Origin of the sequence: Oceanicaulis sp. HTCC2633 (assembly GCF_000152745.1) — a bacterium.
Lineage (GTDB): Bacteria > Pseudomonadota > Alphaproteobacteria > Caulobacterales > Maricaulaceae > Oceanicaulis.
The window spans coordinates 560,781-585,988 of the sequence record NZ_CH672428.1 but is presented as its reverse complement, the minus strand read 5'-3'; the positions used below and the strand labels follow the sequence as shown (position 1 = coordinate 585,988).

Annotated in this window: 23 protein-coding genes and 1 pseudogene; 22 read left to right on the top strand and 2 right to left on the bottom strand. The window is 63.2% G+C overall.

The window, feature by feature from the left end; genetic code table 11:
* The 11 genes from nuoI to OA2633_RS02810 all read left to right on the top strand — a co-directional run bounded on the left by nuoI (position 1) and on the right by OA2633_RS02810 (position 10,740).
* Positions 1-489: an NADH-quinone oxidoreductase subunit NuoI gene (gene nuoI / locus OA2633_RS02860; RefSeq protein ID WP_009800977.1), complete on the top strand. Its 489-nt coding sequence runs from the start codon at positions 1-3 to the stop codon at positions 487-489.
* A gap of 103 nt (positions 490-592) precedes the next feature.
* Positions 593-1,201 (top strand): NADH-quinone oxidoreductase subunit J, encoded by a 609-nt coding sequence (locus tag OA2633_RS02855; RefSeq protein ID WP_009800976.1) that lies wholly within the window; start codon positions 593-595, stop codon positions 1,199-1,201.
* Positions 1,201-1,512, top strand: a complete 312-nt coding sequence (gene nuoK / locus OA2633_RS02850) for an NADH-quinone oxidoreductase subunit NuoK (protein WP_009800975.1) — start codon at positions 1,201-1,203, stop codon at positions 1,510-1,512. The genes OA2633_RS02855 and nuoK overlap by 1 nt, the downstream gene beginning before the upstream one ends.
* Positions 1,513-1,521: 9 nt before the next feature.
* A complete protein-coding gene (nuoL, locus tag OA2633_RS02845; protein ID WP_009800974.1) occupies positions 1,522-3,690 on the top strand; it encodes an NADH-quinone oxidoreductase subunit L in 2,169 nt (722 codons plus the stop codon).
* A gap of 6 nt (positions 3,691-3,696) precedes the next feature.
* Positions 3,697-5,244, top strand: coding sequence for an NADH-quinone oxidoreductase subunit M (locus OA2633_RS02840; protein WP_009800973.1), 1,548 nt, complete (start codon positions 3,697-3,699; stop codon positions 5,242-5,244).
* 12 nt (positions 5,245-5,256) lie between these two features.
* The gene (gene nuoN / locus OA2633_RS02835) at positions 5,257-6,708 is read left to right on the top strand and encodes an NADH-quinone oxidoreductase subunit NuoN (RefSeq protein WP_009800972.1); all 1,452 of its coding nucleotides are present in this window, start codon (positions 5,257-5,259) and stop codon (positions 6,706-6,708) included.
* Complete coding sequence (locus OA2633_RS02830; protein ID WP_009800971.1) at positions 6,698-7,447, top strand: biotin--[acetyl-CoA-carboxylase] ligase; 750 nt, start codon at positions 6,698-6,700, stop codon at positions 7,445-7,447. The genes nuoN and OA2633_RS02830 overlap by 11 nt, the downstream gene beginning before the upstream one ends.
* A gap of 23 nt (positions 7,448-7,470) precedes the next feature.
* Entirely contained in the window at positions 7,471-8,265 is a 795-nt protein-coding gene (locus OA2633_RS02825) for a type III pantothenate kinase (RefSeq protein ID WP_009800970.1), read from the top strand.
* A gap of 56 nt (positions 8,266-8,321) precedes the next feature.
* Positions 8,322-9,932: a ribonuclease J gene (locus OA2633_RS02820; protein ID WP_083783301.1), complete on the top strand. Its 1,611-nt coding sequence runs from the start codon at positions 8,322-8,324 to the stop codon at positions 9,930-9,932.
* 14 nt (positions 9,933-9,946) lie between these two features.
* Positions 9,947-10,387: a methylmalonyl-CoA epimerase gene (gene mce / locus OA2633_RS02815; RefSeq protein WP_009800968.1), complete on the top strand. Its 441-nt coding sequence runs from the start codon at positions 9,947-9,949 to the stop codon at positions 10,385-10,387.
* Positions 10,384-10,740, top strand: a complete 357-nt coding sequence (locus OA2633_RS02810; RefSeq protein WP_009800967.1) for a DUF1467 family protein — start codon at positions 10,384-10,386, stop codon at positions 10,738-10,740. The genes mce and OA2633_RS02810 overlap by 4 nt, the downstream gene beginning before the upstream one ends.
* Before the next feature lie 2 nt (positions 10,741-10,742).
* Here OA2633_RS02810 and OA2633_RS02805 read toward each other — a convergent pair whose 3' ends face one another.
* Both OA2633_RS02805 and OA2633_RS15715 read right to left on the bottom strand, forming a co-directional pair.
* A complete protein-coding gene (locus OA2633_RS02805; protein ID WP_241760725.1) occupies positions 10,743-11,315 on the bottom strand; it encodes a DMT family transporter in 573 nt (190 codons plus the stop codon).
* Positions 11,298-11,605: pseudogene (locus OA2633_RS15715) on the bottom strand (EamA family transporter); the annotation flags it as partial. The gene OA2633_RS02805 and the pseudogene OA2633_RS15715, both read right to left, overlap by 18 nt.
* A gap of 210 nt (positions 11,606-11,815) precedes the next feature.
* On the opposite strand from OA2633_RS15715, the gene proS reads away from it, so the two are divergent.
* The 11 genes from proS to dxr all read left to right on the top strand — a co-directional run bounded on the left by proS (position 11,816) and on the right by dxr (position 25,203).
* On the top strand, positions 11,816-13,144 hold the full coding sequence (proS, locus tag OA2633_RS02795; RefSeq protein WP_009800964.1) for a proline--tRNA ligase: 1,329 nt from the start codon (positions 11,816-11,818) through the stop codon (positions 13,142-13,144).
* On the top strand, positions 13,141-14,475 hold the full coding sequence (locus OA2633_RS02790) for a lipoprotein-releasing ABC transporter permease subunit (RefSeq protein ID WP_009800963.1): 1,335 nt from the start codon (positions 13,141-13,143) through the stop codon (positions 14,473-14,475). Before proS ends, OA2633_RS02790 begins: the two co-directional genes overlap by 4 nt.
* Positions 14,468-15,157 carry an ABC transporter ATP-binding protein gene (locus OA2633_RS02785; protein ID WP_009800962.1) on the top strand — a complete coding sequence of 230 codons (690 nt, stop codon included), beginning with the start codon at positions 14,468-14,470 and terminating at the stop codon, positions 15,155-15,157. The genes OA2633_RS02790 and OA2633_RS02785 overlap by 8 nt, the downstream gene beginning before the upstream one ends.
* Positions 15,158-15,474: 317 nt before the next feature.
* Positions 15,475-18,927: a DNA polymerase III subunit alpha gene (dnaE, locus tag OA2633_RS02780; protein ID WP_009800960.1), complete on the top strand. Its 3,453-nt coding sequence runs from the start codon at positions 15,475-15,477 to the stop codon at positions 18,925-18,927.
* 252 nt (positions 18,928-19,179) lie between these two features.
* Complete coding sequence (gene rpsB, locus OA2633_RS02775; RefSeq protein ID WP_009800959.1) at positions 19,180-20,019, top strand: 30S ribosomal protein S2; 840 nt, start codon at positions 19,180-19,182, stop codon at positions 20,017-20,019.
* A 33-nt stretch (positions 20,020-20,052) separates the two neighbouring features.
* On the top strand, positions 20,053-20,994 hold the full coding sequence (tsf, locus tag OA2633_RS02770; protein WP_009800958.1) for a translation elongation factor Ts: 942 nt from the start codon (positions 20,053-20,055) through the stop codon (positions 20,992-20,994).
* A gap of 75 nt (positions 20,995-21,069) precedes the next feature.
* Positions 21,070-21,816, top strand: a complete 747-nt coding sequence (gene pyrH, locus OA2633_RS02765; RefSeq protein ID WP_040612400.1) for a UMP kinase — start codon at positions 21,070-21,072, stop codon at positions 21,814-21,816.
* Between the two features lie 33 nt (positions 21,817-21,849).
* A complete protein-coding gene (frr, locus tag OA2633_RS02760; RefSeq protein WP_009800956.1) occupies positions 21,850-22,407 on the top strand; it encodes a ribosome recycling factor in 558 nt (185 codons plus the stop codon).
* Between the two features lie 51 nt (positions 22,408-22,458).
* A complete protein-coding gene (gene uppS, locus OA2633_RS02755; RefSeq protein WP_009800955.1) occupies positions 22,459-23,178 on the top strand; it encodes a polyprenyl diphosphate synthase in 720 nt (239 codons plus the stop codon).
* Complete coding sequence (locus OA2633_RS02750) at positions 23,171-24,025, top strand: phosphatidate cytidylyltransferase (protein WP_156776064.1); 855 nt, start codon at positions 23,171-23,173, stop codon at positions 24,023-24,025. The genes uppS and OA2633_RS02750 overlap by 8 nt, the downstream gene beginning before the upstream one ends.
* Positions 24,022-25,203, top strand: coding sequence for a 1-deoxy-D-xylulose-5-phosphate reductoisomerase (gene dxr, locus OA2633_RS02745; RefSeq protein WP_009800953.1), 1,182 nt, complete (start codon positions 24,022-24,024; stop codon positions 25,201-25,203). The genes OA2633_RS02750 and dxr overlap by 4 nt, the downstream gene beginning before the upstream one ends.
* Positions 25,204-25,208 lie beyond the last annotated feature (5 nt).

The following is a 25,208-nucleotide window of genomic DNA, read 5'->3' as shown; positions in this document are numbered from 1 at the left end:
ATGAGCCGGATTGCACAAACCCTGCGCGGCGCCGCCCTGATGGATTTCTGGGGCGCGTTCGCACTCGGCATGCGGTACTTCTTCCGCAAGAAGCCGACCATCAACTATCCCTTCGAGAAGGGACGCCTGAGCCCGCGCTTCCGCGGCCAGCACGCTCTGCGTCGCTACGCCAATGGCGAAGAGCGCTGCATTGCCTGCAAGCTGTGCGAAGCGATCTGCCCGGCCCAGGCCATCACCATCGAGGCCGAACCTCGCGCTGACGGCTCCCGCCGCACCACGCGTTACGACATCGATATGACCAAGTGCATCTATTGTGGGTACTGCCAGGAGGCATGCCCTGTGGATGCAATCGTTGAGGGCCCGAACTTCGAGTTCGCCACCGAAACCCGTGAAGAGCTGTACTACGACAAGGCCAAGCTCCTCGATAACGGCGACCGTTGGGAACGTGAAATCGCTCGGAACCTCGAACTCGACGCGCGCTATCGCTAACGCTATTACGGCGCGCGACTCCATATCGGGGCTGGGGATTCTCTCCAGTTCCACTTGATCTCAGTCCGGCGAGCCTCGCTCGTCGCCCGCAAGGGGGGCAACAGTGCTGTCAGCAGCGGCCTTCTACATTCTTTCAGCGACCGCGGTGCTTTCCGCCTTGATGGTGGTGATCGCCAAAAACCCGGTTCGGGCGGTCCTGTTCCTGATCCTCGCCTTCTTCTCGGCGGCGGGGCTGTTCGTCCTTCTCGGGGCCGAGTTCCTGGCGATGATCCTGGTCATTGTCTATGTGGGCGCGGTTGCGGTGCTCTTCCTGTTCGTGGTGATGATGCTCGACATCGACTTCGCCCAGCTCAAGGAAGGCTTCATCTCTCATGCGCCGCTCGGCGGTGTGGTGGCGCTTGCGCTCGCCGGCATCCTTGCGATGACCGGGCTGAGCTGGGTCAGCGCTGACAGCGCGTCCGCCGCGCTTCAGTCGCCGACGCCGGACGACATGACCAATGTCGCTGCGCTCGGCGCGCTCATCTACGACCGTTACGTCCTGTTCTTCCAGATTGCGGGCCTCGTGCTGCTTGTCGCCATGATCGGCGCGATCGTTCTGACCCTGCGTCATCGCGATGGCGTCAAGCGTCAGGACATGCACGCCCAGGTGAACCGCAAGCGCGAAGACTCCGTTGAAATCGTCGACATCAAGAGCGGCGAGGGGATTGGCTGATGCTTGAAATCGGATTGGGTCACTACCTCGCCCTGGCGGCGATCCTGTTCACCATCGGGGTGTTCGGGATCTTCGTGAACCGCAAGAACGTCATCATCCTCCTGATGTCGATCGAGCTCATCCTGTTGTCGGTGAACATCAACATGGTCGCCTTCTCCGCTCATCTCGGAGACCTCACCGGCCAGGTGTTCGCCATGTTCATCCTGACCGTCGCCGCCGCCGAGGCCGCGGTCGGTCTCGCCATCCTCGTCGTCTTCTTCCGCAACCGCGGCGACATCGCGGTTGACGACGTCAACCTGATGAAGGGCTAACGCACGGTCATGGCTTATATCGTCGTCTTCGCCCCGCTTCTGGCCGCTGCGATCGCCGGTCTGCTGCAAAAGCAGATCGGGGACCGTCTGGCCCAGATCATCACCACCGGCGCCACCATCGCTGCGGCCCTGTGCTCCATTGCGCTTTTCTTTGACGTCGCGATGGGCGGCAACGCCCGCACCATCGAGCTGGCGCAATGGATGGCGGTTGGCAATTTCGAGATCAACTGGGCGATTCGCCTGGACACCCTGTCGACCGTCATGCTGGTCGTGATCACCTCGGTGTCCTCGCTGGTGCATGTCTATTCTTGGGGCTACATGTCCCATGATCCGCACCGCGCGCGATTCTTCTCCTATCTGTCGCTGTTCACCTTCGCCATGCTGTCGCTGGTGACCGCGGACAACTTCATCCAGATGTTCTTTGGCTGGGAAGGCGTGGGTCTCGCCTCCTATCTGCTGATCGGTTTCTGGTATCAGAAGGACAGCGCCACCAGCGCCGCCATCAAGGCGTTCGTCACCAATCGGGTTGGCGATTTCGGCCTCGCGCTCGGCATCATGGCGATCTATCTGGTCTTCGGTTCGCTGCAGTTCGACGTCGTTTTCGCCCAGGTTCCGGCCATGGCGGAAGAGACGATCGCCTTCTTCGGCATCAATTTCAAAGTGCTCGAGCTGATCGGCTTCCTGCTGTTCATCGGCGCTATGGGCAAATCGGCCCAGTTCTTCCTGCACGTCTGGCTGCCGGACGCGATGGAAGGCCCCACGCCTGTGTCCGCGCTGATCCACGCCGCCACCATGGTGACGGCTGGCGTGTTCCTGGTCTGTCGCGCGCACGCCATTTTTGAGCTGGCGCCGAACACCTCCGCCTTCATCACCTTCATTGGCGCGACAACGGCTCTGTTCGCCGCGACCGTGGGTCTGGCGCAGAACGACATCAAGCGCGTGATCGCGTATTCGACCTGTTCGCAGCTGGGCTACATGTTCTTCGCGGCGGGCCTGGGCCTCTATTCCGCGGCCATGTTCCACCTGTTCACGCACGCCTTCTTCAAGGCGTTGCTCTTCCTCGGCGCCGGCTCGGTCATTCACGGCCTGCACGACGAGCAGGACATGCGCAATATGGGCGGCATCTACAAGCTGCTGCCGATCACCTGGATCATGATGATCATCGGCACGCTGGCGCTGACAGGTGTGGGCATTCCGCTGCTGGGCATCGGCTTTGCGGGCTTCTACTCGAAGGACATGATCATCGAGGAAGCCTTCATGATGGGCCAGGACGGCGTCGCCTTCGGCATGTTCGCCTTCTGGATCGGCGTCATCGCCGCCGGCCTGACCAGCTTCTATTCCTGGCGTCTGATCTTCATGACCTTCCACGGCAAGCACCGGGGCGAGCCTGAAGTGCTCAAGCACGCCCATGAAAGCGGCCCGGTCATGCTGATCCCGCTGCTGGTCCTTGCGATCGGCGCCCTGTTCGCCGGCGCGGCCTTCAAGTCCGATTTCGTGGGCAAGGGCGCTCTGACCTTCTGGGAAGAGAGCCTGCCGGCGGGTCCGTACGCTGTGGGCAATTACGGTCATCTGGTCGAGGATTACGCCCAGAGCCATGCATCCGATCACGGGGTCGAGCTGAGCGAAGCGGAAGCCGCATCGCTGGAAGCGGCCATGTCCGAGGATGAGGCTCAGGCGGCTCAGGAGCATGCGGTCGAAGCCGCGGACGCGCATGGCGACAGCCATGCCGCCGCCGGGGCCGATGATCATGGCGAAGGTGCCGAGGGTGAGCATCATGGCCACCATCCGCCGACCTGGGTGCTGTTCAGCCCGTTCGTGGTGACGCTGCTCGGTTTCGTTCTGGCCTGGTACTTCTATATGGCCAATCCCGAACTGCCGCGCCGGATCGCCGCGAACAATGGTCCGCTGCACCGCTTCCTGTCCAACAAGTGGTATTTCGACGAGCTCTATAACGCCACTTTCGTGCGTGCGACGCGCGTGCTCGGCGATGTGTTCTGGAAGTTCGGCGACCAGAAGATCATCGACGGGCTGGGTCCGAACGGCATCGCCGCCACGGCGATGTCCTCGGCCCGCCGTATCGCCAAGCTGCAGAGCGGCTATCTCTATCACTATGCATTCGTGATGCTCATCGGGGTCCTTGTCCTGGCCCTGTGGCTGATCGCTGGCGCTGGAGCGTAGGGTCTCATGCTGGGTCAACTTCCCATCCTCTCCGCCATCACTTTCCTGCCGGCCCTCGGGGCGGTCGCGATCCTCTTGCTGCGCGCCCTGATGCGTAGCGAGGAGCGCGCAGTGCTGGACCGGAACGCCAAGGGCATCGCGCTGTTCGTGACGCTCTTTGTCTTCGCCCTGTCGCTTCTGATGCTGGTGGAATTCGACGCCGGTCAGGCCGGTTTCCAGTTTGTCGAAAGCCTGCCCTGGCTGCCGGCGCTCGGCATTTCCTACAAGATGGGCGTGGACGGCATTTCGGTGCTGTTCGTGGTGCTGACGGCGTTCCTCCTGCCGATCTGCATCCTGTCGAGCTGGAAGCTGGACAAGCGCGTCGCCGATTACATGGCCGCCTTCCTGCTGCTGGAAACGCTAGTCATCGGCGTGTTCTGCGCGCTCGACATGTTCCTGTTCTACATCTTCTTCGAAGGCTCGCTGATCCCGATGTTCCTGATCATCGGCGTCTGGGGCGGTCAGAACCGGATCTATGCGGCGTTCAAGTTCTTCCTCTACACCTTCCTCGGCTCGGTGCTGATGCTGGCCGCGATGATCGTGATGTTCACCCAGGTGGGCACCACCGATATCGAGGTGCTGCTGGCGCATCCCTTCGCGCGTGACCTGCAGACCTGGCTGTGGCTGGCCTTCTTCGCCTCCTTCGCGGTGAAGATGCCCATGTGGCCGGTGCACACCTGGCTGCCGGACGCCCACGTGCAGGCGCCCACGGCGGGCTCCGTGATCCTCGCGGGCATCCTGCTGAAGCTTGGCGGTTACGGTTTCCTGCGCTTCTCGATCCCGATGTTCCCCAACGCCAGCGAGTTCTTCGCGCCGATGGTGTTCATCCTGTCAATCATCGCGATCGTGGTCACCTCGCTGATCGCGTTCCGCCAGACCGACATCAAGAAGCTGATCGCCTATTCCTCTGTCGCGCACATGGGTTTTGTGACCCTGGGCATCTTCACGATGACCGAGCTTGGCGTTCAGGGCGCGATCTTCCAGATGCTCAGCCACGGCGTCATCTCCGCTGCGCTCTTCCTGTGCATCGGCGTGATCTATGACCGTTTCCACACCCGCGAGATCTCCTTCTATGGCGGTCTGGTGCACAAGATGCCGGTCTATGCTGCGGTCTTCGGTCTGTTCGCCATGGCCAATGTGGGCCTGCCGGGCACGTCGGGCTTCATCGGCGAGATCATGACCATGACGGGCGCCTTCCAGGTGGACCCCCGCGTCGCAGCAGGCGCAGCGCTCGGCGTGATCTTCTCGGCGGTCTACATGCTGGTCGCCTACAAGAAGGTCGTGTTCGGCGTGGTCACCAATCCCAAGCTTGAAGCCGCCACCGATCTGAATGCCCGTGAATGGATCAATCTGGGCGTTCTGGCGGTTCTGGCGGTGTATTTCGGTTTCTTCTCGACGCCGATCACCGACACCACCCGCGCTTCCGTGGACCAACTCATTCAGCACTACCAGTCCGCGCAGACGGTGGAGGCGCCCGCCGCCGACGCCGCTCCGGCTGAAACCGCTGCGCACTAGCAAGGACAGGACATGACTGTTTCGACGCTGCTCGCTGACCTTCAATTGCTGACGCCGGAGCTGGTGCTCGCCGTCGGCGCGATGGCGCTTCTGCTGATCGGGGTCTACACCAAGGGTGAAGAGAAGGCCGCACAACGCATCATGACGCTGGCGACGGCGCTGCTGATCCTTGCCGCTGGCCTGTCGGTCTGGATGGCGCAAGGGCCGGGCGGAACCGCCTTCCACGGCGCCTTCGTGCTCGACTCCTTCGCCATGTACGCCAAGACGGCGGTCTATCTCGCCGGTGCGGTCGCGCTGGTGCTTGCCGGACATTACCTGCGCACCGAACAGCTCGCGCGATTTGAATTCCCGGTCCTTGTGACGCTCGCCGTGCTCGGCATGAGCTTCATGGTCTCGGCGAACGATCTCATCACCCTCTATCTGGGTCTTGAGCTGCAATCACTGGCGCTGTACGTCCTCGCCGCCTTCAACCGCGACTCCCTGCGAGCGTCCGAGGCCGGCCTGAAATACTTCGTGCTGGGTGCGCTCAGCTCGGGTCTGCTGCTGTACGGCTCTTCGCTGGTCTATGGTTTCTCGGGCTCCACGAGCTTTGACGCCATTGCGGTCGCCGCTGCCGAGGGCTCCCAGAATCTGGGCTTGCTGTTCGGTCTGGTGTTCGTGGTCGCCGGCCTTGCCTTCAAGGTGTCCGCCGCGCCGTTCCACATGTGGACCCCGGACGTCTATGAGGGCGCGCCAACCCCGGTCGCGGCCTTCTTCGCCACCGCGCCGAAGCTCGCCGCCATGGTGCTGCTGGCTCGCGTTCTGATGGAGCCTTTCGGCCCGATGACCGAGCAATGGCAGCAGGTCACCATGGTGATGGCGGTGCTGTCGATGGCGTTCGGCTCCTTCGGCGCGCTGATGCAATCGAACATCAAGCGCCTGATGGGCTACTCCTCCATCGGCAATATGGGCTATGTACTGGTGGGTCTGTCCGCCGGCACCGCGCTCGGCCTGTGGTCGGTGCTGTTCTACATGACGCTGTATGTGATCGGCGTCGCCGGCGCGTTCGCCGTCATCCTGTCCATGCGTCGTTCCGAAGGCATGGTCGAACGGATCGAGGACCTCTCGGGCCTCTCCCAGACCCGTCCGGCGCTCGCCTGGTCCATGACCGCGCTGATGTTCTCAATTGGCGGCATGCCCTTCATGATCGGCTTCTTCGGCAAGCTCTTCGTGTTCTACGCCGCCGTGCAGGCGGGCCTGATCTGGCTTGTCATCCTGGCGGTGATCTTCTCCACCATCTCGATCGCCTACTATCTGCGCGTCATCAAGGTGATCTGGTTTGACGAGCCGACCGGCGACTTCCTGCCGGCGCCGACTGGCGCGGCCATCATCTCGCGTCTCGCCGCTCTGATCGCGGTATCCATGCCGGTGGTGGGCATCATCATCGCCCTCGTGGTGAACGCCGGGGCGGGCATTGGCGGCTAATCAGCCTGATCTGCCCATTGCCTATTACGAGACGCTGGACTCCACCAATGAGGAGGCCAAGCGTCAGGCTCTCGCGGGCGCAACCGGTCCCCAGTGGATCGTTGCGCGCCGCCAGAGCAGCGGGCGCGGTCGGCGCGGGCGTCCCTGGGCGTCCGAAACCGGAAATCTCTTCACCACCGGGCTCTACCGGCTTGATTGTGATCCGGCGCGCGCGGCGCAATTGTCCTTCGCCGCCGCACTGGCGGTTGGCGATGTGTGCGCCAGCGTCATCGATCCCGAACGGGTCCGTCTGAAATGGCCCAATGACGTTCTGGTCGGTGGGCGCAAGATCAGCGGCATCCTGCTCGAATCCGGCCAGCACGCGCATGGCGGCTTGTGGCTTGCAGTCGGGATCGGGATCAATCTCGCCCACCATCCTGAAGACTCAGAACGACCCGCAACGGATTTGAGCGCCCAGGGCGCTGACATCAGTGTCGAAACCGCGGCGAAGCGCTTGTCCCGACGGTTTGACCACTGGCTCAATCGCTGGGCCCAGGATGGTTTCACGCCGATCCGGGAAGCCTGGCTGTCCCGGGTTCATGGCCTGGGCGAGCGCTGTGTGGTCCGGCTCGATCACGAGACGCTGGAAGGCGTCTTCGCGGATCTCGGCCCGGACGGCTCGCTGCGTCTTGATTTGAAAGATGGCGGCCGGCGCTTTATCTCGGCGGGTGATGTGTTTTTTCCCGGCGCGCCGTCCTGACGCGCCGTCTTCAGGAGCCTTCCATGCTTCTCGCGATCGACTGCGGCAACACCAACACCCTGTTCGCGGTGCATGACGGCGCTGGCTGGCGCGCGCAATGGCGCACCGCCACCTATTCCACGCGCACAGCGGATGAGTATGCGGTCTGGCTGCAGCAATTGCTTCAACTCCAGGGGCTTAGTCTTGAGGACCTGAAGGGGTGCGTGATCTCCTCGGTGGTGCCGCAATCGCTGTTCAACCTGCGCAATCTGGCGCGTCGCTATATCGGCTCGGAGCCAGTCGTGGTGGGGGATGCGCATGTGGATTTGGGCGTGGGGGTGAACCTGCCGCGTCCGGAAGAGGCGGGTGCGGACCGTCTGGTGAACGCGCTTGGCGGCCGCGTCGTCTATGACGGCGCGATGATCATTGTGGACTCCGGGACCGCCACCACATTCGACGTTGTGTCGGCGGACGGCAATTTCGAAGGCGGCGTCATCGCCCCGGGGATCAACCTGTCCATGCAGGCGCTGCACCAGGCTGCAGCGCGCCTGCCGCGCATCGCTATCGAGAAACCTCAACGGGTTATGGGCAAGGATACGGTCGGCGCCATGCAGTCGGGTGTGTTCTGGGGCTATGTCGATCTCATTGATGGGCTTGTGACGCGGCTGAAAGCCGAGTACGGCCAACCCATGACTGTTATAGCAACCGGCGGCGTTGTCTCCCTGTTCGAGGGCGCAGCCCGGACGATCGACCATTACGACCCCGACCTGACCATGCGGGGCCTCCTGGAAATCTGGAAACGCAATGCGCCGCAAGGCGAGGGGATGCACGCAGAGTGACCCAGGACGACAACGCACTCTATTTCGTACCGCTGGGCGGTTCGGGCGAGATCGGCATGAATCTGAACCTTTACGGGTTCGGACCTGAAGAAGACCGCAAATGGATCATCGTCGATTGCGGCGTGACCTTTGGCGATCTGACCACGCCGGGCGTCGATATCATCACGCCGGATCCGCGCTTCATCGTTGAACGCAAGCACCAGCTCTTGGGCATTGTTCTGACCCACGCCCATGAAGACCATATGGGCGCAGTGGCGCATCTGTGGCGACAGCTTGAATGCCCGATCTACGCCACGCCCTTTACCGCCTGGCTGATGCGCGACCGGCTGGCCGAACACGGCTTGCTGGGCGAAGCGGAATTGCACGAGATCGGCCTGCATTCGCGGTTCGAGCTCGGCCCGTTCGACATGCAGCTGGTGACGCTGACCCACTCCATTCCCGAACCCAACGGCCTGATCATCCGCACCCCGGTCGGCACGGTCTTGCACACTGGCGACTGGAAGATCGACCCTGAACCCCTGATTGGCAACTCCACCGATGTGGCCGCTCTGGAAGCGGCTGGTGAAGAGGGCGTGATGGCGATGGTGTGTGACAGCACCAATGTCTTCACCGAGGGCGAGTCCGGCTCTGAAGCCGATGTGCGCGACAATCTCATTGAACTCGTCGGACAACAGGAAGGCCGCGTCGCCATTGCCGCCTTCGCCTCCAATGTCGCCCGGCTCGAAACCGCGATCCGCGCCGGCGAAGCCAATGGCCGCCGTGTCTGCCTTGTCGGTCGATCCATGCACCGCATGACCCAGGCCGCGAAAGCGGTGGGCCTTCTGGCCGATTGCCAGCCCTTCATCGAGGAAGAGGAAATCGGCTATTTCCCGCCCGACAAGGTGCTGCTCCTGTGCACGGGTTCCCAGGGCGAGCCGCGTGCGGCGCTGTCGCGCATTGCTGAAGGCTCGCATCGCAATGTCACGCTCAATAAGGGTGACAGCGTGATTTTCTCATCCCGGATCATACCGGGCAATGAGCGCGGCATCTTTGACCTGATGAACCGGCTGGCCGAGCGAGGCGTGAAGATCATCACCGAGCGTGACGAGCATATTCACGTCTCCGGCCACCCGTGCCGCGACGAGCTGCGCCAGATGTACGCCTGGGCGAAGCCCAGGACCGCCATCCCGGTGCACGGCGAATATCGCCATCTGGTCGAACATGCCCAGCTGGCGCGCGACCTTCAGGTGCCCAACGCCATCGTCCCGCGCAATGGTTCGATCATCCGCATCACCCAGGACGGCGCGTCCATCGTGGATGAAGCCCCGGCGGGCCGCATGCATGTGGACGGCAATTTCCTGGTCGATGCGGATGCAGAGTCCATCAAGGAACGCCGCCGCATGGCCTATAACGGCCATCTGACCGTGGCGGCAGTGCTGGCCGACGGCAATCTGGTGTCTGAGATCGATGTGCGCGCCATGGGCGTGGCTTCGACCTATGAATACGATCTCGATGACTTCCTCGATGATCTGGCCGAAGCCGCCGAGGCTGCCTTCAAGCGTCTGGATCGCCGGGACCGGCGTGACCCGGCTGCGGTTGAGGAAGCCATTCGACGTGGCGTGCGTCGTGAAGCCAGTCGCATCTGGGGCAAGAAACCCCATGTGGAAGCCATTGTATTGACCGCCTGATCGGGGAGCCTGTGATGAAGCTTGGACGTTTGAACCATGTGGGCGTGGCGACGCCGGACGTTGAAGCGGCCGCCAAGGTCTATGCTGACCTGTATGGCGTCACCGATCGGACCGAGGCCAAGGATTTCCCGCACTTGGGCGTTCGCGTCGTCTTCGTGACGCTGCCGAACATGCAGATCGAGCTAATCGAGCCTCTGGGCGATCAGAGCCCGATCCACAAGTTTCTCGAGAAGAACCCCAAGGGCGGCCAGCACCATATGTGTTTCGAGGTCGCTGACATCATCAAGGCCCGCGACGCCATGGTGGAGCGCGGCGCGAGCGTGCTGGGCACGGGCGAACCCTATATTGGCGCCCATGGCGTACCGGTGATCTTCGTCCATCCCAAGGATACGGGCGGGGTGCTGGTTGAGCTGATGCAGGACCCGGCGCTTTACGAAGGTGAGGGCGGTCATTGAGACGGATCGCCGAATACGCCCTTCTGGGCTTCGTCTTCGTGATCTGGATCGCCCAGGGCTTCCTGCCCGATCGTGGCGTCGGGATCGTGACGGGCGTTGTTATCTATCTCATTTCCTGGTGGATGCTGTTTCTCGGCTCGCTGCCGCTTCAGGTGCGCGGACAGTTCGAGGATGGCGAGATCGTTGAAGGCTCAGAGCCGGGCGCGCCGGTGTCACCCCGCATCAAGGAGAAGATGTGGCTCGCCGCCGTTCTCGCAGCCGGGGTCTGGCTGGTGCTGTTCTGCATCCTGGAGTTCGGGCTGATCAGTCTGGATGCTCTGCCCTGGGGACCGCAATTCGTCGAGTACGAATAGGCTCAGCTCTCATCCGTATCCTGCTTGGACATTCTGGCGTGCTCCCAGCTCATCAACAGGACGCCGGCAAAGACCACGGCGAAGCCTGCGAGATGGATCCAGCGGAACGCTTCACCCAGCAGAATGTAGGACAGGACCAGCGCCGAGACGGGCATTACGCCCATGAAGGCGGCCGCCGTTGAGCCCTCGGCTTTCTGAACGCCCGCATACCAGAGCCAGCTGCCAAGGGCGAGCGTGCCCACGCCATACCAGATCAAGGCGGTCCACACCCCGGCGTCAAAATCCTGCGGCGTGAAGTTCGGCCATTGCCAGATTGCGAGCGGGATGAAGAGCGGGATGGAGAGGGCGGAGGCGAGAAACGTCACCAGCAGCGGATCGATGGACCGGGTCAGGGTCTTGCCCACCAGCGTGTAGGTGCTTTCACAGCACACGGCCGCGAATACCAGAGCGCCGCCCAGAAGCGCGCCTTCTGTCTCGTTCAGGGAGGCGCCGAGCTGCAGGATCAAGACGCCCAGAACGGCGAGGGCGATGGCGCTCAGCTTCCGCCAGCTGGCCTGGTCGCCCAGAAACAGCATGGAGGCGGCTGCGGTGACGGCGGGCGTCGTGCTCATCACGATGGCGCCCGTAACACCTGAGGCGAGGCGCATGCCGTAGAGCATGAAGGCGGAGAATCCGACCATCCGAAAACCGCGATCAGACCGATGCGGACCCAGTCTCCGCGACTGATCTTGTAGATTTCCTCGCGCTTGAACCAGGCGGCGGGCGCCAGAAACAACGCGCCGAGCCCGACCCGGAAGAGTGAGGCGATGAAGACCGGCGCCGCCTGGGTGACGATCTTGCTGACCGGTGTCGCCGAGCCGAACATCGCCATGCCGGTGAAGAGCCGGCCAATTGTCAGCCCGTTTGCTGTCGAGGAGGAGGCGGGTGTCTCAGGGCCTTCGCTCATGAGCGGGTCTCTTTGCCGGACGCCATGTGAGTTCACCCGCACGGGACGCGCAGGGATGGCTTGTTCTTAGGCAACGCTAAGTCTAATCGTGGGGTTCCGCAGTTTTTCATTCACGCCGGATTCTTCCCCATGCGCCTGTCCCGCTATTTCCTGCCCGTCCTGAAGGAAACCCCGTCTGACGCGCAGATCGTCTCTCACCAGCTCATGTTGCGCGCCGGCATGATCCGCCAGGAAGCGGCGGGGATTTACGCCTGGTTGCCGCTGGGCCTACGGGTGCTGCGCAAGATCGAAAAGATCGTTCGGGAAGAACAGGATCGCGCCGGGGCGATCGAGCTTCTCATGCCGACCTTGCAGCCTGCAGATCTCTGGCGCGAGAGCGGCCGCTATGATGATTACGGCAAGGAGATGCTGCGCATTGTGGACCGCCATGAGCGCGATCTTCTTTACGGACCCACCAACGAAGAGATGATCACAGAGATCTTCCGGGGCTATTGCCGCTCCTACAAGGACCTCCCGAAGATCCTCTATCATATCCAGTGGAAGTTCCGCGACGAGATCCGTCCCCGCTTCGGCGTCATGCGTGGTCGCGAATTCCTGATGAAGGACGCCTATTCTTTTGATCTTGATTATGAAGGCGCTGTAAAGGCTTACAACAAGATGTTCGTAGCCTACCTCAATACGTTTGCGCGTATGGGGCTCAAATCCGTGCCCATGCGCGCCGACACAGGTCCCATTGGCGGCAAGCTGTCTCACGAATTCATTATCCTGGCGGAAACCGGCGAGAGCGAGGTGTTCTGCGACTCCCGTCTCGTGGACATGCCCGCGCCGGGCGAGGTCGATTTTGACGGCGATCTGCAGCCCTATGTGGATCAGCGCACGGCGCTCTACGCCGCGACCGAGGAAATGCACGACGCAGCCCGGTTCGAGGCTGAGGTGCCTGAGGAGCGGCGTCTCTCCGCGCGCGGCATCGAAGTGGGCCATATCTTCAATTTCGGAACCAAGTATTCCGATCCGATGAAAGCCCAGGTCGCGGGCCCCGATGGCAAGGAGACGGCGGTCCATATGGGCTCTTACGGCGTGGGCGTGTCTCGTCTTCTCGGCGCGATCATCGAAGCCAGCCATGACGAGAATGGCGTGATCTGGCCTGAAGCCGTCGCGCCTTTCGGCGCTGGCGTGATCAATATGCGCGCCGGTGACGCCGATTGTGCGAAAGCGGCGGACGAGATCTACACCAAGCTCGATGCGGCCGGGCTCGAGCCTTTGCTCGATGACACCGCAGCCAGCGCAGGCGCGAAATTCGCCACCATGGATCTGATTGGCGTGCCCTATCAGGTGATCGTGGGGCCGCGCGGCCTGAAGGAAGGCAAGGCCGAGGTGAAGATCCGCGCCAGCGGCGAGCGCCACGAACTCAGCCTCGAGGACGCCGTCAATCGCCTTGTGGAGGGCGCGTTCAAGTGAGTTCAGACGCCGCCGCGACCGAAGCCGCCCCGCAATCGGGCGCGGCGCCGTTCTCCCGCTATGAATTCCTGTTGGCGTTCAAGTATCTGCGGGCCCGGCGCAAGCATGGCGGCGTGACCTTGATCTCGGTGATCTCCTTTGTGGGGATCATGCTGGCGGTGGCGGTTCTGATCACGGTGATGAGCGTGATGAACGGCTTCCGGCACGAATTGCTGACCCGGCTGCTGGGCGTTCAGCCGCATGTCTACGTCATGGTTCCTGCGGACCAGGGCGAGCTGTCGCGGACGTTGGCGGACCGGATCCGCGCGCTGGATGGCGTGCGCCAGGCCGGACCCGTGGCGACCGGGCAGGCGCTTGTCACTTCGGGCCGCTCGGCGGCGTTCGCCTCTGTGTCAGGTGTTCGCCCCGAGGACCTCGCTCGATTTGATCTGATTACGGGCGCGCACGGTGCGGATGATGCGGGCGGCGGTCTGGCGGCCGGCTCGATTGATCGGTTCGGCGAAGGCCGCAATGGCGGCGACGTCATCATCATGGGGACGGTGATGGCCAATCAGCTCGGCGTCGGGGTCGGCGATCAGGTGACGCTGGTCTCGCCTCAGGGCGCCACGACGGCGCTCGGCATGACGCCGCGCTCCAAGCGCTACACCATTGGCGGACTGTTGAGCGTCGGCGTTCAGGATCTGGACCAGGTCCTCATCTACATGCCGCTGGATCAGGCGTCCCTGTTCTTCAATAAGCCCGCACAGGGTGAATATATCGATGTGCGCATCGCCAATCCCGATGCGCCCGAACCGGTCATGGAACAGATCCGGGCCATGGCGCCGCAGGGCGCCGTCATCTTTGACTGGCGGCGACAGAACCAGGCTTTCTGGAATGCGCTGCAGGTGGAACGCGTCGCCATGCGTCTGATCCTGTCCGCCATCGTCCTGATCGCGGCGATGAACATCATTTCAGGCCTTGTGATGCTGGTGAAGAACAAGACCAAGGATATCGCCATCCTGCGCACAATGGGGGCCAGCCAGGGCGCGGTCATGCGGATCTTCCTGATTGCGGGCGCCGCCGTGGGCGTGCTGGGCACGCTGGCCGGGATTGCGCTCGGCCTGCTCGCCGTCATCGGTATTGGTCCCCTGCAGGATTTCGTCAGCTGGGTCAGCGGTGTGAATGTCTTCGATCCCAGTGTCTATTCGCTTTACCGCCTGCCGGCGCGGCTTGATTGGGGCGAGGTGGCCTTCGTGTCCTTCTGGGGCTTCTTCACCTCGCTGATCGCAACCCTGGCGCCAAGCTGGCGCGCGGGCCGCATCGACCCCGTGGAGGCGCTGCGTTATGAGTAAGCCGGCGCTGTCCCTGCGCGGGATCACCCGCATCTATGAAACCGAGGGCGAGCGTTTGGAGGTTCTGACCGACGCGGATCTCGACCTCAATGCCGGCGAGCTCGTCGGCCTGGTCGGGCCGTCCGGCTCAGGCAAGTCCTCGCTGCTTCATGCCGCGGCGCTTCTTGAGGCGCCGAATGCGGGCGAAGTCTGGATTGGCGGCCAGAATGGACTGGCCTTGTCGGAGCGTGAACGCACCGCACTGCGTCGTCGGGAAGTGGGTTTTGTCTATCAATTCCACCACTTGCTGCCCGAACTTGATGCGCTTGATAACGTGGCGCTGCCGCGCATGATTGCGGGCGCCAGTCAGAAGGCGGCGCGGGATGCGGCTGAGCTCCAGCTCGCCGCGCTGGGTCTGGCTGGACGACTTCATCACCGTCCGGGACAATTGTCGGGCGGGGAGCAGCAGCGTGTCGCGATAGCACGGGCCCTGGTGAATGAACCGCGCATCCTGCTGGCCGACGAACCCACGGGCAATCTTGATCCGGCCACATCCGATCAGGTGTTTGAAGCGCTGGCCCGGGCGTGCCGGGAAGCCGGGGCGGCGGCCCTGATCGCGACGCACAATCATGAACTCGCCGGACGCATGGACCGGGTCGTGACCCTGGATCAGGGGCGCGTGGTGGCGTGGGCGGACGCCTGAGCTGGGCTCAAACTTCGTTCTTCAAATGTTCCAAGTGGCGGTTTTTCCGCAGCTTTCCGAGCCGAATCAAAATCTGCTTGACGCGCGGAACAAAAGCAGAAAACATGCAATGGAACAAAACAGGAATAGCTGCGTTAGATGCAGCTGATCAAGGAGTTGTCCCATGCGTAACCTGATCGAAGATATGACCTCCGCCGCTGTCATCGTCGGCTTTATCGCTGTCGCGCTCAGCCTCTCAGCGGCACTCGCGGGCTGACCTTTATGCAAGGCGGGGTCTACACTGAGGACCTGATTCCGCCTGATCTGGAGCGCCTGCCGTGAGCGATGCCCCCTTTGTCCATCTGCGTGTCCGATCGCCGTACTCGCTTCTGGAGGGGGCGATCCGCATCAAGGAGACGGCGGCGCTGTGCAAAACCTTCTCCATGCCCGCCGCGGCGCTGACCGACAGCAACAATCTGTTCGGCGCGCTCGAATTCTCTGAGGTTCTTTCCGGTGAGGGCGTGCAGCCCATTATCGGAGTTACGCTCTCTATCCAGGTGGAGGAGCCGCGTCCGGGCGAACGCTCGCGTCCTGACGGCACGCTGGTGCTTCTGGCGCAATCAGAGCTGGGCTACGCCAATCTGATGAAGCTGTCCTCGGCCGCTTATCTGGACGTCGCCGCGACCGATGAGCCTCATGTTCCGATCGACAGGGTGCTCGAGCACAGCGACGGACTGATCTGTCTGACGGGCGGGTTTGACGGCGTGCTGAACCGTTTTGTCTGCGCCGGTCGCACAGGACCCGCGCAGGAGCTTCTCGACCGGCTGCGGGCGCGCTTCCCGGATCGGCTTTATCTCGAGCTTCAACGTCATGGCCGCGCCGATGACGTCACGGCCGAGGACTGGCTTGTGGATCGCGCCTATGCGCTGGATCTGCCGCTCGTGGCGACCAATGAGCCGCATTTTCCCCGGTCCGAGCTCTATCAGGCCCATGATGCGCTGCTGTGCATCTCCGAAGGCGCTTATGTCAGCATGGAGGATCGGCGCAAGCTGACGGCCGAGCATGATTTCAAATCCGGCGCCGCCATGGCGGACCGGTTCGCCGATCTGCCTGAGGCCATCGCCAACACGGTCGAGATCGCGCAGCGCTGCGCCTTCCGTCCCCGGACCTCCAAACCCATTCTTCCGAGCTTTCCAACCGAAGGGGATCGCAACGAAGCAGAAGAATTGCGCGCCCGCTCTATTGCCGGGCTGGAAGACCGTCTGTCCAAGATCGAGCTCGCCGATACCCGCGAGGCCTATTTCGAGCGTCTTGATTACGAGCTCGGGATTATCGAGCGGATGGGGTTCCCGGGCTACTTCCTGATCGTGTCCGACTTCATCCAGTGGGCGAAGGCCCATGACATCCCGGTCGGGCCGGGACGGGGCTCAGGCGCAGGTTCACTGGTCGCCTGGGCGCTGACCATCACGAACCTGGATCCTCTGCGCTTCGGCCTGCTGTTCGAACGCTTCCTGAACCCAGAACGGGTGTCGATGCCCGACTTCGACGTCGACTTCTGTCAGGACCGTCGCGGCGAGGTCATCCGCTATGTTCAGGAGCGCTACGGTCAGGACCGGGTGGCCCAGATCATCACCTTCGGCACCCTGCAGGCGCGCGCCGTGGTGCGTGATGTGGGGCGGGTGCTGCAATTGCCCTTTGGTCTGGTGGACCGGATCGCCAAGCAGGTGCCGAACAATCCCGCCCAGCCCATCACGCTGGCCGAAGCGGTGAAGACCGAACCCAAGCTTCAGGAAATGCAGCGCAATGACGAGATGGTGGATCGTCTCATCAATGTGGCGCTGCAGCTGGAGGGGCTGTTCCGGAACGCGTCGACCCATGCCGCCGGCGTGGTGATCGGCGACCGTCCGCTGACCGAACTCGTTCCGCTCTATCAGGATCCGCGTTCGGACCTGCCGGCCACCCAGTTCAACATGAAATGGGTGGAGCCGGCCGGGCTCGTGAAGTTCGACTTTCTGGGGCTGAAAACCCTCACCGTGATCTCGCGCGCCCTGAGCTATATCGAGAGCGCGGGTCTTGACCGCCCCGATATGGACGCGATCAGCCTCACCGACCCCGCGACCTACGAGCTTCTGGGCGTGGGCGCGTCCATCGGCGTGTTCCAGCTTGAAAGTACGGGCATGCGCGACACGCTGCGCAAGCTCAAGCCTGACAGCATTGAGGACATCATCGCGCTGATCTCGCTTTATCGGCCGGGGCCGATGAAGAATATCGACGTGTATGTGGACCGGAAATTCGGCCGTGCCGAGCCCGACTACCTGCATCCGGATCTCGAACCCGTCCTGAAGGAGACCTACGGGGTCATCATCTATCAGGAACAGGTGATGCAGATCGCCCAGATCCTGTCCGGCTACTCGCTTGGGGAGGCCGACCTTCTTCGCCGCGCCATGGGTAAGAAGAAGAAGGAGGAGATGGACCAGCAGCGCGTGCGCTTCAATGAAGGGGCGGAAAAGCGCGGCGTCTCGCGCGAGAAGGCGAATTACATCTTCGACCTTGTGGCCGAGTTCGCGGGCTACGGCTTCAACAAGTCGCACGCCGCCGCCTACGCCCTCATCGCCTATCAGACGGGCTGGCTGAAGGCCAACCATCCCGCCGCCTTCATGGCGGGCCTGATGAGTCTGGATAGCGCGAACACCGAAAAGCTCGCGGTCTTCTTTCAGGAGGCCAAGCGGATCGGGCTGGAGGTGCTCCCCCCGGATGTGAATGCGTCCGAAGCGGATTTCTCGCTCGAAGATGGCAAGATCCGCTATGCGCTCGGCGCCATCCGCAATGTGGGCTATTCGGCGATGGAGCATGTGGCCGACGTCCGGAAGGCGGGCGGTCCCTTCAGGGACGTCTTCGACTTCGCCGAGCGGGTCGATCCGCGTCAGGTCAACAAACGCGCCTTTGAAAATCTGGCGCGTGCAGGCGCCTTCGATACGCTGGAGCCGGATCGCGCCAAGGCGCTGGCCTCGGCGGAGATTCTGCTCTCGGTGTCCCAGAACGCCCAGTCCGAGCGCGACAGCGCCCAAGCCTCGCTCTTTGGCGGTGGCGGTGAGGGCGGCGGAACCAAGCTGGAGCGGCCCAACCTGCCCGAGCCCGAGCCCTGGGATCCTGTCCGTCGTCTTGATGAAGAGCTGGCGGCGATCGGCTATTACCTGTCCGGCCACCCGCTCGATGACATGATGCCCGCTCTGGGCCGTCGCGGCGTGGTGGTGTTCGCCGATCTGCCGTCCAAGGCGGCGGAGGGCGCGCGCGCAGCCCGTCTGGCCGCTGTCGTGCGGCGACGGCAGGAGAAGGTCTCCCAACGCTCGGGCGAGAAATTCGCCTTCGTCACGCTCTCTGACCCGTCCGGCGAGTTCGAGGCGCTGGTCCCCCCCAAGGTCTTGCGCGAGATTCGCGACGTTATCGAACCGGGCGCGTCCGTTCTGGTCAACGCCAAGATCGAGGCTCAGGATGAAGGGTTGCGCCTCATCATTGATGGGGCGGATACGATTGATCCGTTTGCGGCCGAGCATATCGGGCAGGGGCTCAAGATCCGGGTCGGAGAGCCCGCCGCGCTAGAGCCCCTGCGCAAGAGAATTGATCGGGCGAATGACCGGCAGGGCGCGGTGAAGGGGTCGATCCACCTTATTGTCCCGCTGTCGGATGGTCGGCTTGCAGAGCTCCGACTGCCCGGGCGTCATGCCGTTGATCCCGCCGCCCGCGCTGCGGTGAAGGCTGTGGCGGGTGTTCTCGAGGTGGAAACGCTCTAAAGCGCCGCGCTTGGATGTCCTAGCTGAAAAAGTCGGCTCGGCTCTGCGTCAAAGGCGGAAAACTCCGCTCTCATGGCTTGCGGCAAAGTCCTCATGCCCGTATAAGCGCGCCCGATCCCGCACGCGGAGCTTCGGCTTTTCATGGTGAAAAGTCGCTCCGGTGTCGCAAGTCGTGCCTGAAAACCGCTTCCGGTTCTGGGCATGAGGCGCGGCTCCGCTCCGTGGAGGCCAACCGGAAAAGGACCCGAAATCATGGCTCTTCCTGAATTCTCCATGCGCCAGCTGCTTGAAGCCGGCTGTCACTTTGGTCACCAGACCCACCGTTGGAACCCGAAGATGAAGGAATACATCTTCGGCGAACGCGCCAACATTCACATCATCGATCTGTCCCAGACCGTTCCGATGCTGCACCAGGCCCTGGTGAAGGTGCGTGAAGTCGCCGCCAAGGGCGGTCGCGTTCTGTTCGTGGGCACCAAGCGTCAGGCCGCCGAGCCGATCTCTCAGGCGGCGTCGCGCTGCGCGCAATACTACATGAACCACCGCTGGCTGGGCGGCACGCTCACCAACTGGCAGACCATTTCCAAGTCCATCGCGCGTCTGCGCGAGCTGGAATCCCTGCTGGACGCCGAAGGCGGCCCGACCGGTCTGACCAAGAAGGAAATCCTGATGCTGACCCGCGAGCGCGAGAAGCTTGAACGCTCTCTCGGCGGCATCAAGGAAATGGGCGGCACCCCGGACCTGATGTTCGTGATCGACACCAATAAGGAGTCCATCGCCATCCAGGAAGCCAAGCGCCTGGGCATCCCGGTCGTCGCCGTGGTCGACACCAACTGCGATCCCGACCCGATCGATTTCCCGATCCCGGGCAATGACGACGCCTCTCGCGCCCTGTCGCTGTACTGCGACCTGATCGCTGACGCCGTTCTGGACGGCATCTCCGACAGCCAGGCCGCTCTGGGCATGGATCTGGGCGAATCTGACATGCCGAGCGACGTTGTGCTGGGCCTGGATGAAGGTGAAGCCGCCTCTGAAGAACCCAAGGCCGAAGAAGCTGTCGCTGTCGAAGCGCCGGCTGAAGACGCCAAATCCTAATAGCGCCAAAGCGCGATCCAAGGAGACCTCCCCATGGCTCAGATCACCGCCGCTCTCGTCAAAGAGCTCCGCGACAAATCCGGCGCGGGCATGATGGACGCCAAGAAGGCGCTTGTGGAAGTTGACGGCGACATGGAAGCCGCCATCGACTGGCTGCGCAAGAAAGGCCTGTCCAAGGCCGCCAAGAAGGCTGACCGCGTCGCCGCTGAAGGCCTGGTGGCCGTCAAGGCTGAAGAGCGTGGCGCCGGCATGGCCGCTGCTGCGGTTGAAGTGAACGCTGAAACCGACTTCGTGGCCCGGAACGAGCTGTTCCAGAAAGCCGTCGCTGAAGTTGCGGGCCTCGCCATCAATGCGGGCGACCTCGAAGCGCTCAAATCGGCTCAGACCTCGGCCGGCAAGTCCGTTGCAGACACCATGACCGACCTGATCGCCCAGATCGGCGAGAACATGTCGGTGCGTCGCGTTGAAACCCTGTCCGTGGATCCGGGCGTTGTGGCCGCTTACGTGCACAACGCCGCCGGCGACGGCATGGGCAAGATCGGCGTTCTGGTTGCGCTGAAGTCCGAAGGCGACAAGGCCGTTCTGGCCGAGCTTGGCCGCAAGATCGCCATGCACGTCGCGGCCGCGTCTCCGGCCCCGGCTCTGGCCGTCCACGAGGGCGAGCTGGACCAGGCCGTGGTCGAGAAAGAGCGTGACGTGTTCGCGGGCCAGGCTCGTGAATCGGGCAAGCCCGAGCAGATCATCGAGAAGATGGTCGAAGGCCGTCTGCGCAAATTCTACGAAGAAGTCGTGCTCCTGAAGCAGGTCTTCGTGTTCGACACCGACAAGACCGTTGGCGAAGCCGTGAAAGCGGCCGAAGCTGAAGCGGGCGCCCCGATTGAACTGACCGGCTTTGTCCGCATGGTTCTGGGCGAAGGCGTCGAGAAGAAAGAAGAAGACTTCGCCGCAGAAGTCGCAGCCGTCGCCAAAGGCTAAGATTTTCGGCCCGGGCTTGTGTATACACGTCCGGGCCGGATTCCATCTGTAGACAGCATTCATGCGGAGATTGCCGTGACTGACACCGAGGACCGACCGTCAAAAACGCCTAAGGGCCCGTTCAAGCGGGTGCTTTTGAAGGTTTCCGGTGAAGCCCTGATGGGCGATCAGCCTTATGGCATCGACATGAACACCGCTGATCGCATTGCCCGGGAAGTGGGTGAGGCGGTCGAGGCCGGCTACGAGCTCTGCCTCGTCATCGGCGGCGGGAACATTTTCCGCGGCCTGACTGCCGCCGCCAAGGGCATGGAACGCGCCGCCGCCGATTATATGGGTATGCTGGCGACCGTGATGAACGCCCTGGCCATGCAGACCGCGCTCGAGCGCGTCGGCGTGCAGACCCGCGTCCAGTCCGCCATTCCCATGACCACCGTGTGCGAGCCCTATATCCGCCGCCGCGCCGTGCGCCATATGGAGCGCGGTCGCGTGGTGATTTTCGCCGCGGGCACGGGCAACCCGTTTTTCACAACCGATACGGCCGCTGCCCTGCGCGCGGCTGAAATGGGGTGTGACGCCTTGTTCAAGGGCACCAGCGTGGACGGCGTCTATGATGACGACCCGCGCAAGAATCCGCAGGCGGAACGGTTTGAGCGCCTTGACTATATCGACGTTCTGGCGCGCGATCTGAAAGTTATGGATGCATCAGCGGTGACGCTGATGCGCGACAACCAGATACCGATCGTGGTCTTCAATATCCGTGAGCAGGGCGGTCTCGCTCGTGTTCTGGATGGCGAAGGCGTTTGCACGGTCGTGGGCGGCTAGGCCGAGCCCGAAACAAACAGGGGAGACACGGACATGTCCGGTTTCGACATCAAAGACATCGAGCGCCGCATGGATGGCGCGATTGACGCGCTGAAGAAGGAATTCGGCGGTCTGCGCACGGGCCGCGCCAGCGCAAGCCTGCTGGACCCCATCAAGGTGGAAGCCTATGGCGCGCTGACCCCGATCAATCAGGTCGGCAATGTGTCTGTGCCCGAGCCGCGCATGATCACGATCTCGGTGTGGGACAAGAATCTCGCCGGGGCCGTTGAGAAGGCGATTCGCAATTCCTCGCTGGGTCTGAACCCGGTGTCGGAAGGCGAGACTCTGCGTATTCCGATCCCGCCGCTCAACGAGGAGCGTCGCAACGAGCTGGCGAAGACCGCTGGCGCCTATGCCGAAAATGCGCGCATCGCCGTGCGCAATGTGCGTCGGGATGGCATGGACCAGCTCAAGCGCGACGAGAAGGATGGCGAGATCAGCGAGGACCAGCACAAGAAGCTGGCGGACCAGATCCAGAAGCTGACCGACGCCAAGGTGTCCGCCATTGATGCCCTGCTGAAGACCAAGCAGGAAGAGATCACCCAGGTCTGATTGGACGGGCGCTCGCCATGAGCGCCCTGTGACGGCGGGAGGGCCGTTCCCATGAGCGAGACCGATCCGTCCGGCCCGACGCCGCAGCACGTCGCCATCATCATGGATGGCAATGGACGCTGGGCGGCGTCGCGAGACCGGCCGCGCGCCTTTGGTCATCGCAAGGGGGTTGAAGCGGTTCGTGAGGCGGTGCGCGCCGCCGGTGAACTGGGCGTGCGCCATCTCACCCTGTTCAGTTTCTCGACCGAGAACTGGAGCCGGCCCGCTGCGGAAGTGGAAGCGCTGTTCGAGCTTTTGCGCCGGTTCGTGGCGGCCGATCTGGACCGCCTTCACGCCGAGGGCGTGAGAGTGCGCATTCTGGGGCGCCGCGAAGGTCTCAGCGAGGAGCTTCTCAAGCTCATCGAGACCGTTGAGACCCGGACAGAGGCGAATGACGCCTTCTCTCTCAACATCGCATTCAATTACGGCGGACGTGATGAAATCGTCCGCGCCGCGCGTCGCGCCGCCGTTGCGCTTGACGGGGACCTCTCCGCGCTGACCGAAGCTGATTTCGGTCAGTATCTCGATACGGCGGCTCTGCCTGATCCGGACCTCGTGATCCGGACCAGCGGCGAGTATCGAATCTCGAACTTCCTGCTCTGGCAGGCGGCTTATGCCGAGTTTGTTTTCATGGACATTCTCTGGCCCGATTTCGACAAAGCCGCTTTCCAGCGTGCGATCGCTGAATTTGCGAGTCGCGATCGCCGCTATGGCGGCGTGCGTCATGGCTGAAGACCCCTCGACCGAGCCGCCCCTCAACCCGTCAAGATTGAGGCGGGGCGACCCGATGTTCTCACGCCGGGTGCTGTCGGCGCTGGTGCTGGCGCCGGTCGCGATCGGCATGATCTTATGGGGCGGGGTGGCCTTTTCCATCTTCATCGCGGCTTTCGCCGCCGCCATGGCCTGGGAATGGGTGCGGATGTCAGATCGTGATGCGCCTCCACGCGCCTTCGCCATTGCGACGGGCACGGCGGTGGGCGGCGTGTTGCTGGCGAGTGAGCTCGAGCTTTATGGCGCAGCAGTCTGGATCGCGGCGGGCGCTCTGGCGGCCTATCTGGACCGCAAGCCGCGCGAGCGCGGTCTCGAGGCCCTGTTCGGGGTCGCCTATGTCGCGCTGGCCGCTGCAGTCCTCGCCGTACTGCGTACGGATGACATGGCCGGACTCGCCGGCATCGTCTTTCTGATCAGCGTGGTCTGGGCGGCGGACACCTTCGCCTATCTGGCCGGCTCCTGGCTGGGCGGGTGGAAGCTGCTTCCGGCCGCCAGCCCGAACAAGACCTGGTCCGGACTGGTGGCCGGGCTGGCCTTTGGCGTGATCGCGGGCGCCTTCGCCGCCTGGTGGGCCGGATGGGATCCGCGTCATGGCGCGCTTCTGGCGGCGCCCACGGCTGTGGCGGCGGTGGCGGGCGATCTGCTGATGTCGCTGGCCAAGCGTCGGTTCGGCGTCAAGGATGCGGGTACGGTGATACCCGGCCATGGCGGCGTGCTTGATCGCGTGGACGCCCTGATGATGGCCGCTTTGTTCGCCGGCGTCTGGTCCCTGTTCGGACCGGGCGGATGGCCGGGAGGAAGCGCATGAGCGCGCGGAAAGTCACAATCCTCGGCGCGACCGGATCGGTAGGGCGGGCGACGCTGGATCTGATTGAGCGCGCGCCGGAGGGCGCCTTCGAGATCGTCGCGCTGACGGCGAACACTCAGGCGGATGAGCTGGCGCAACTCGCAATCCGGACGGGCGCACGATTCTGTGCGGTCGCCGCGCCAGAAGCCGGATCGGCGCTGGAGGCGGCGCTGAAAGGCACAGCCATCCGCTCGGGCGCAGGACCTGACGCCATCTGCGAAGCGGCGCGTCTGTCTGCGGACTGGGTGATGGCGGCCATTGTGGGAGCGGCTGGCTTGCCGCCGACCCTGGAGGCGGTCAAGCGCGGCGCGGCCGTGGCCTTCGCCAACAAGGAAGCCCTTGTGTGTGCGGGCGATCTCTTCATGCATGCGGCGCGTGACGCCGGCGCGCGCCTGTTGCCGGTGGATTCCGAGCATAACGCCATTTTCCAGGCGTTCGACGAGCGCCAGCGCGATCGCGTGCGTCGCATCATTCTCACTGCATCTGGCGGGCCCTTTCGAAGCTGGACGCTGGAGCAGATGGGGCAAGCCAGCCCCGCCCAGGCCGTCGCCCATCCGACCTGGAGCATGGGCGCAAAGATTTCCGTCGATAGCGCCACGATGATGAACAAGGGGCTCGAAATCATCGAGGCCTGTCATCTGTTCGGCTTGCCCCACAGCGATGTGGATGTGCTGGTGCATCCTGAATCCATCATCCACGGACTGGTGGAATATGCCGATGGCGGCATGCTCGCCCAGCTGGGCATGCCGGACATGCGCACCCCGATCGCACATGCCCTGGCGTGGCCGGACCGGATCGAGACGCCCGTCGAGCGCCTTGATCTGGCGCTGCTCAGTCAGCTTACTTTCGAAGCGCCTGATCCCGTGCGGTTTCCCGCCCTGGGCCTGGCGCGCGCCGCGTTCGATGCGGGCAAGGGCGCGCCAGCGATCTTCAACGCCGCCAACGAAGTGGCCGTCGCCGCCTTTCTGAATGGTCAGATTGGCTTTCTTGACATCGCCGCATGCGTTTCGGACTCTCTCGATAGAGGGGAGAAGGATGGCGTCGCTGCGGTCGAGCCATCTGACTTTGAGACTGTGTTGGACGTAGACCGACAGGGACGCCGGTTGGCGACCGACGCAGTTAAGCAGCGATCCCGCTGAACCGG

Bases quoted from the DNA above. Each gene is read 5' to 3' on its own strand.
- nuoI (WP_009800977.1), top strand. From the start codon at position 1: ATGAGCCGGATTGCACAAACCCTGCGCGGCGCCGCCCTGATGGATTTC.
- nuoK (WP_009800975.1), top strand. From the start codon at position 1,201: ATGCTTGAAATCGGATTGGGTCACTACCTCGCCCTGGCGGCGATCCTG.
- nuoL (WP_009800974.1), top strand. From the start codon at position 1,522: ATGGCTTATATCGTCGTCTTCGCCCCGCTTCTGGCCGCTGCGATCGCC.
- OA2633_RS02840 (WP_009800973.1), top strand. From the start codon at position 3,697: ATGCTGGGTCAACTTCCCATCCTCTCCGCCATCACTTTCCTGCCGGCC.
- nuoN (WP_009800972.1), top strand. From the start codon at position 5,257: ATGACTGTTTCGACGCTGCTCGCTGACCTTCAATTGCTGACGCCGGAG.
- OA2633_RS02825 (WP_009800970.1), top strand. From the start codon at position 7,471: ATGCTTCTCGCGATCGACTGCGGCAACACCAACACCCTGTTCGCGGTG.
- OA2633_RS02820 (WP_083783301.1), top strand. From the start codon at position 8,322: ATGAATCTGAACCTTTACGGGTTCGGACCTGAAGAAGACCGCAAATGG.
- mce (WP_009800968.1), top strand. From the start codon at position 9,947: ATGAAGCTTGGACGTTTGAACCATGTGGGCGTGGCGACGCCGGACGTT.
- OA2633_RS02805 (WP_241760725.1), bottom strand. From the start codon at position 11,315: ATGCTGTTTCTGGGCGACCAGGCCAGCTGGCGGAAGCTGAGCGCCATC.
- proS (WP_009800964.1), top strand. From the start codon at position 11,816: ATGCGCCTGTCCCGCTATTTCCTGCCCGTCCTGAAGGAAACCCCGTCT.
- OA2633_RS02785 (WP_009800962.1), top strand. From the start codon at position 14,468: ATGAGTAAGCCGGCGCTGTCCCTGCGCGGGATCACCCGCATCTATGAA.
- rpsB (WP_009800959.1), top strand. From the start codon at position 19,180: ATGGCTCTTCCTGAATTCTCCATGCGCCAGCTGCTTGAAGCCGGCTGT.
- tsf (WP_009800958.1), top strand. From the start codon at position 20,053: ATGGCTCAGATCACCGCCGCTCTCGTCAAAGAGCTCCGCGACAAATCC.
- frr (WP_009800956.1), top strand. From the start codon at position 21,850: ATGTCCGGTTTCGACATCAAAGACATCGAGCGCCGCATGGATGGCGCG.
- uppS (WP_009800955.1), top strand. From the start codon at position 22,459: ATGAGCGAGACCGATCCGTCCGGCCCGACGCCGCAGCACGTCGCCATC.
- OA2633_RS02750 (WP_156776064.1), top strand. From the start codon at position 23,171: ATGGCTGAAGACCCCTCGACCGAGCCGCCCCTCAACCCGTCAAGATTG.
- dxr (WP_009800953.1), top strand. From the start codon at position 24,022: ATGAGCGCGCGGAAAGTCACAATCCTCGGCGCGACCGGATCGGTAGGG.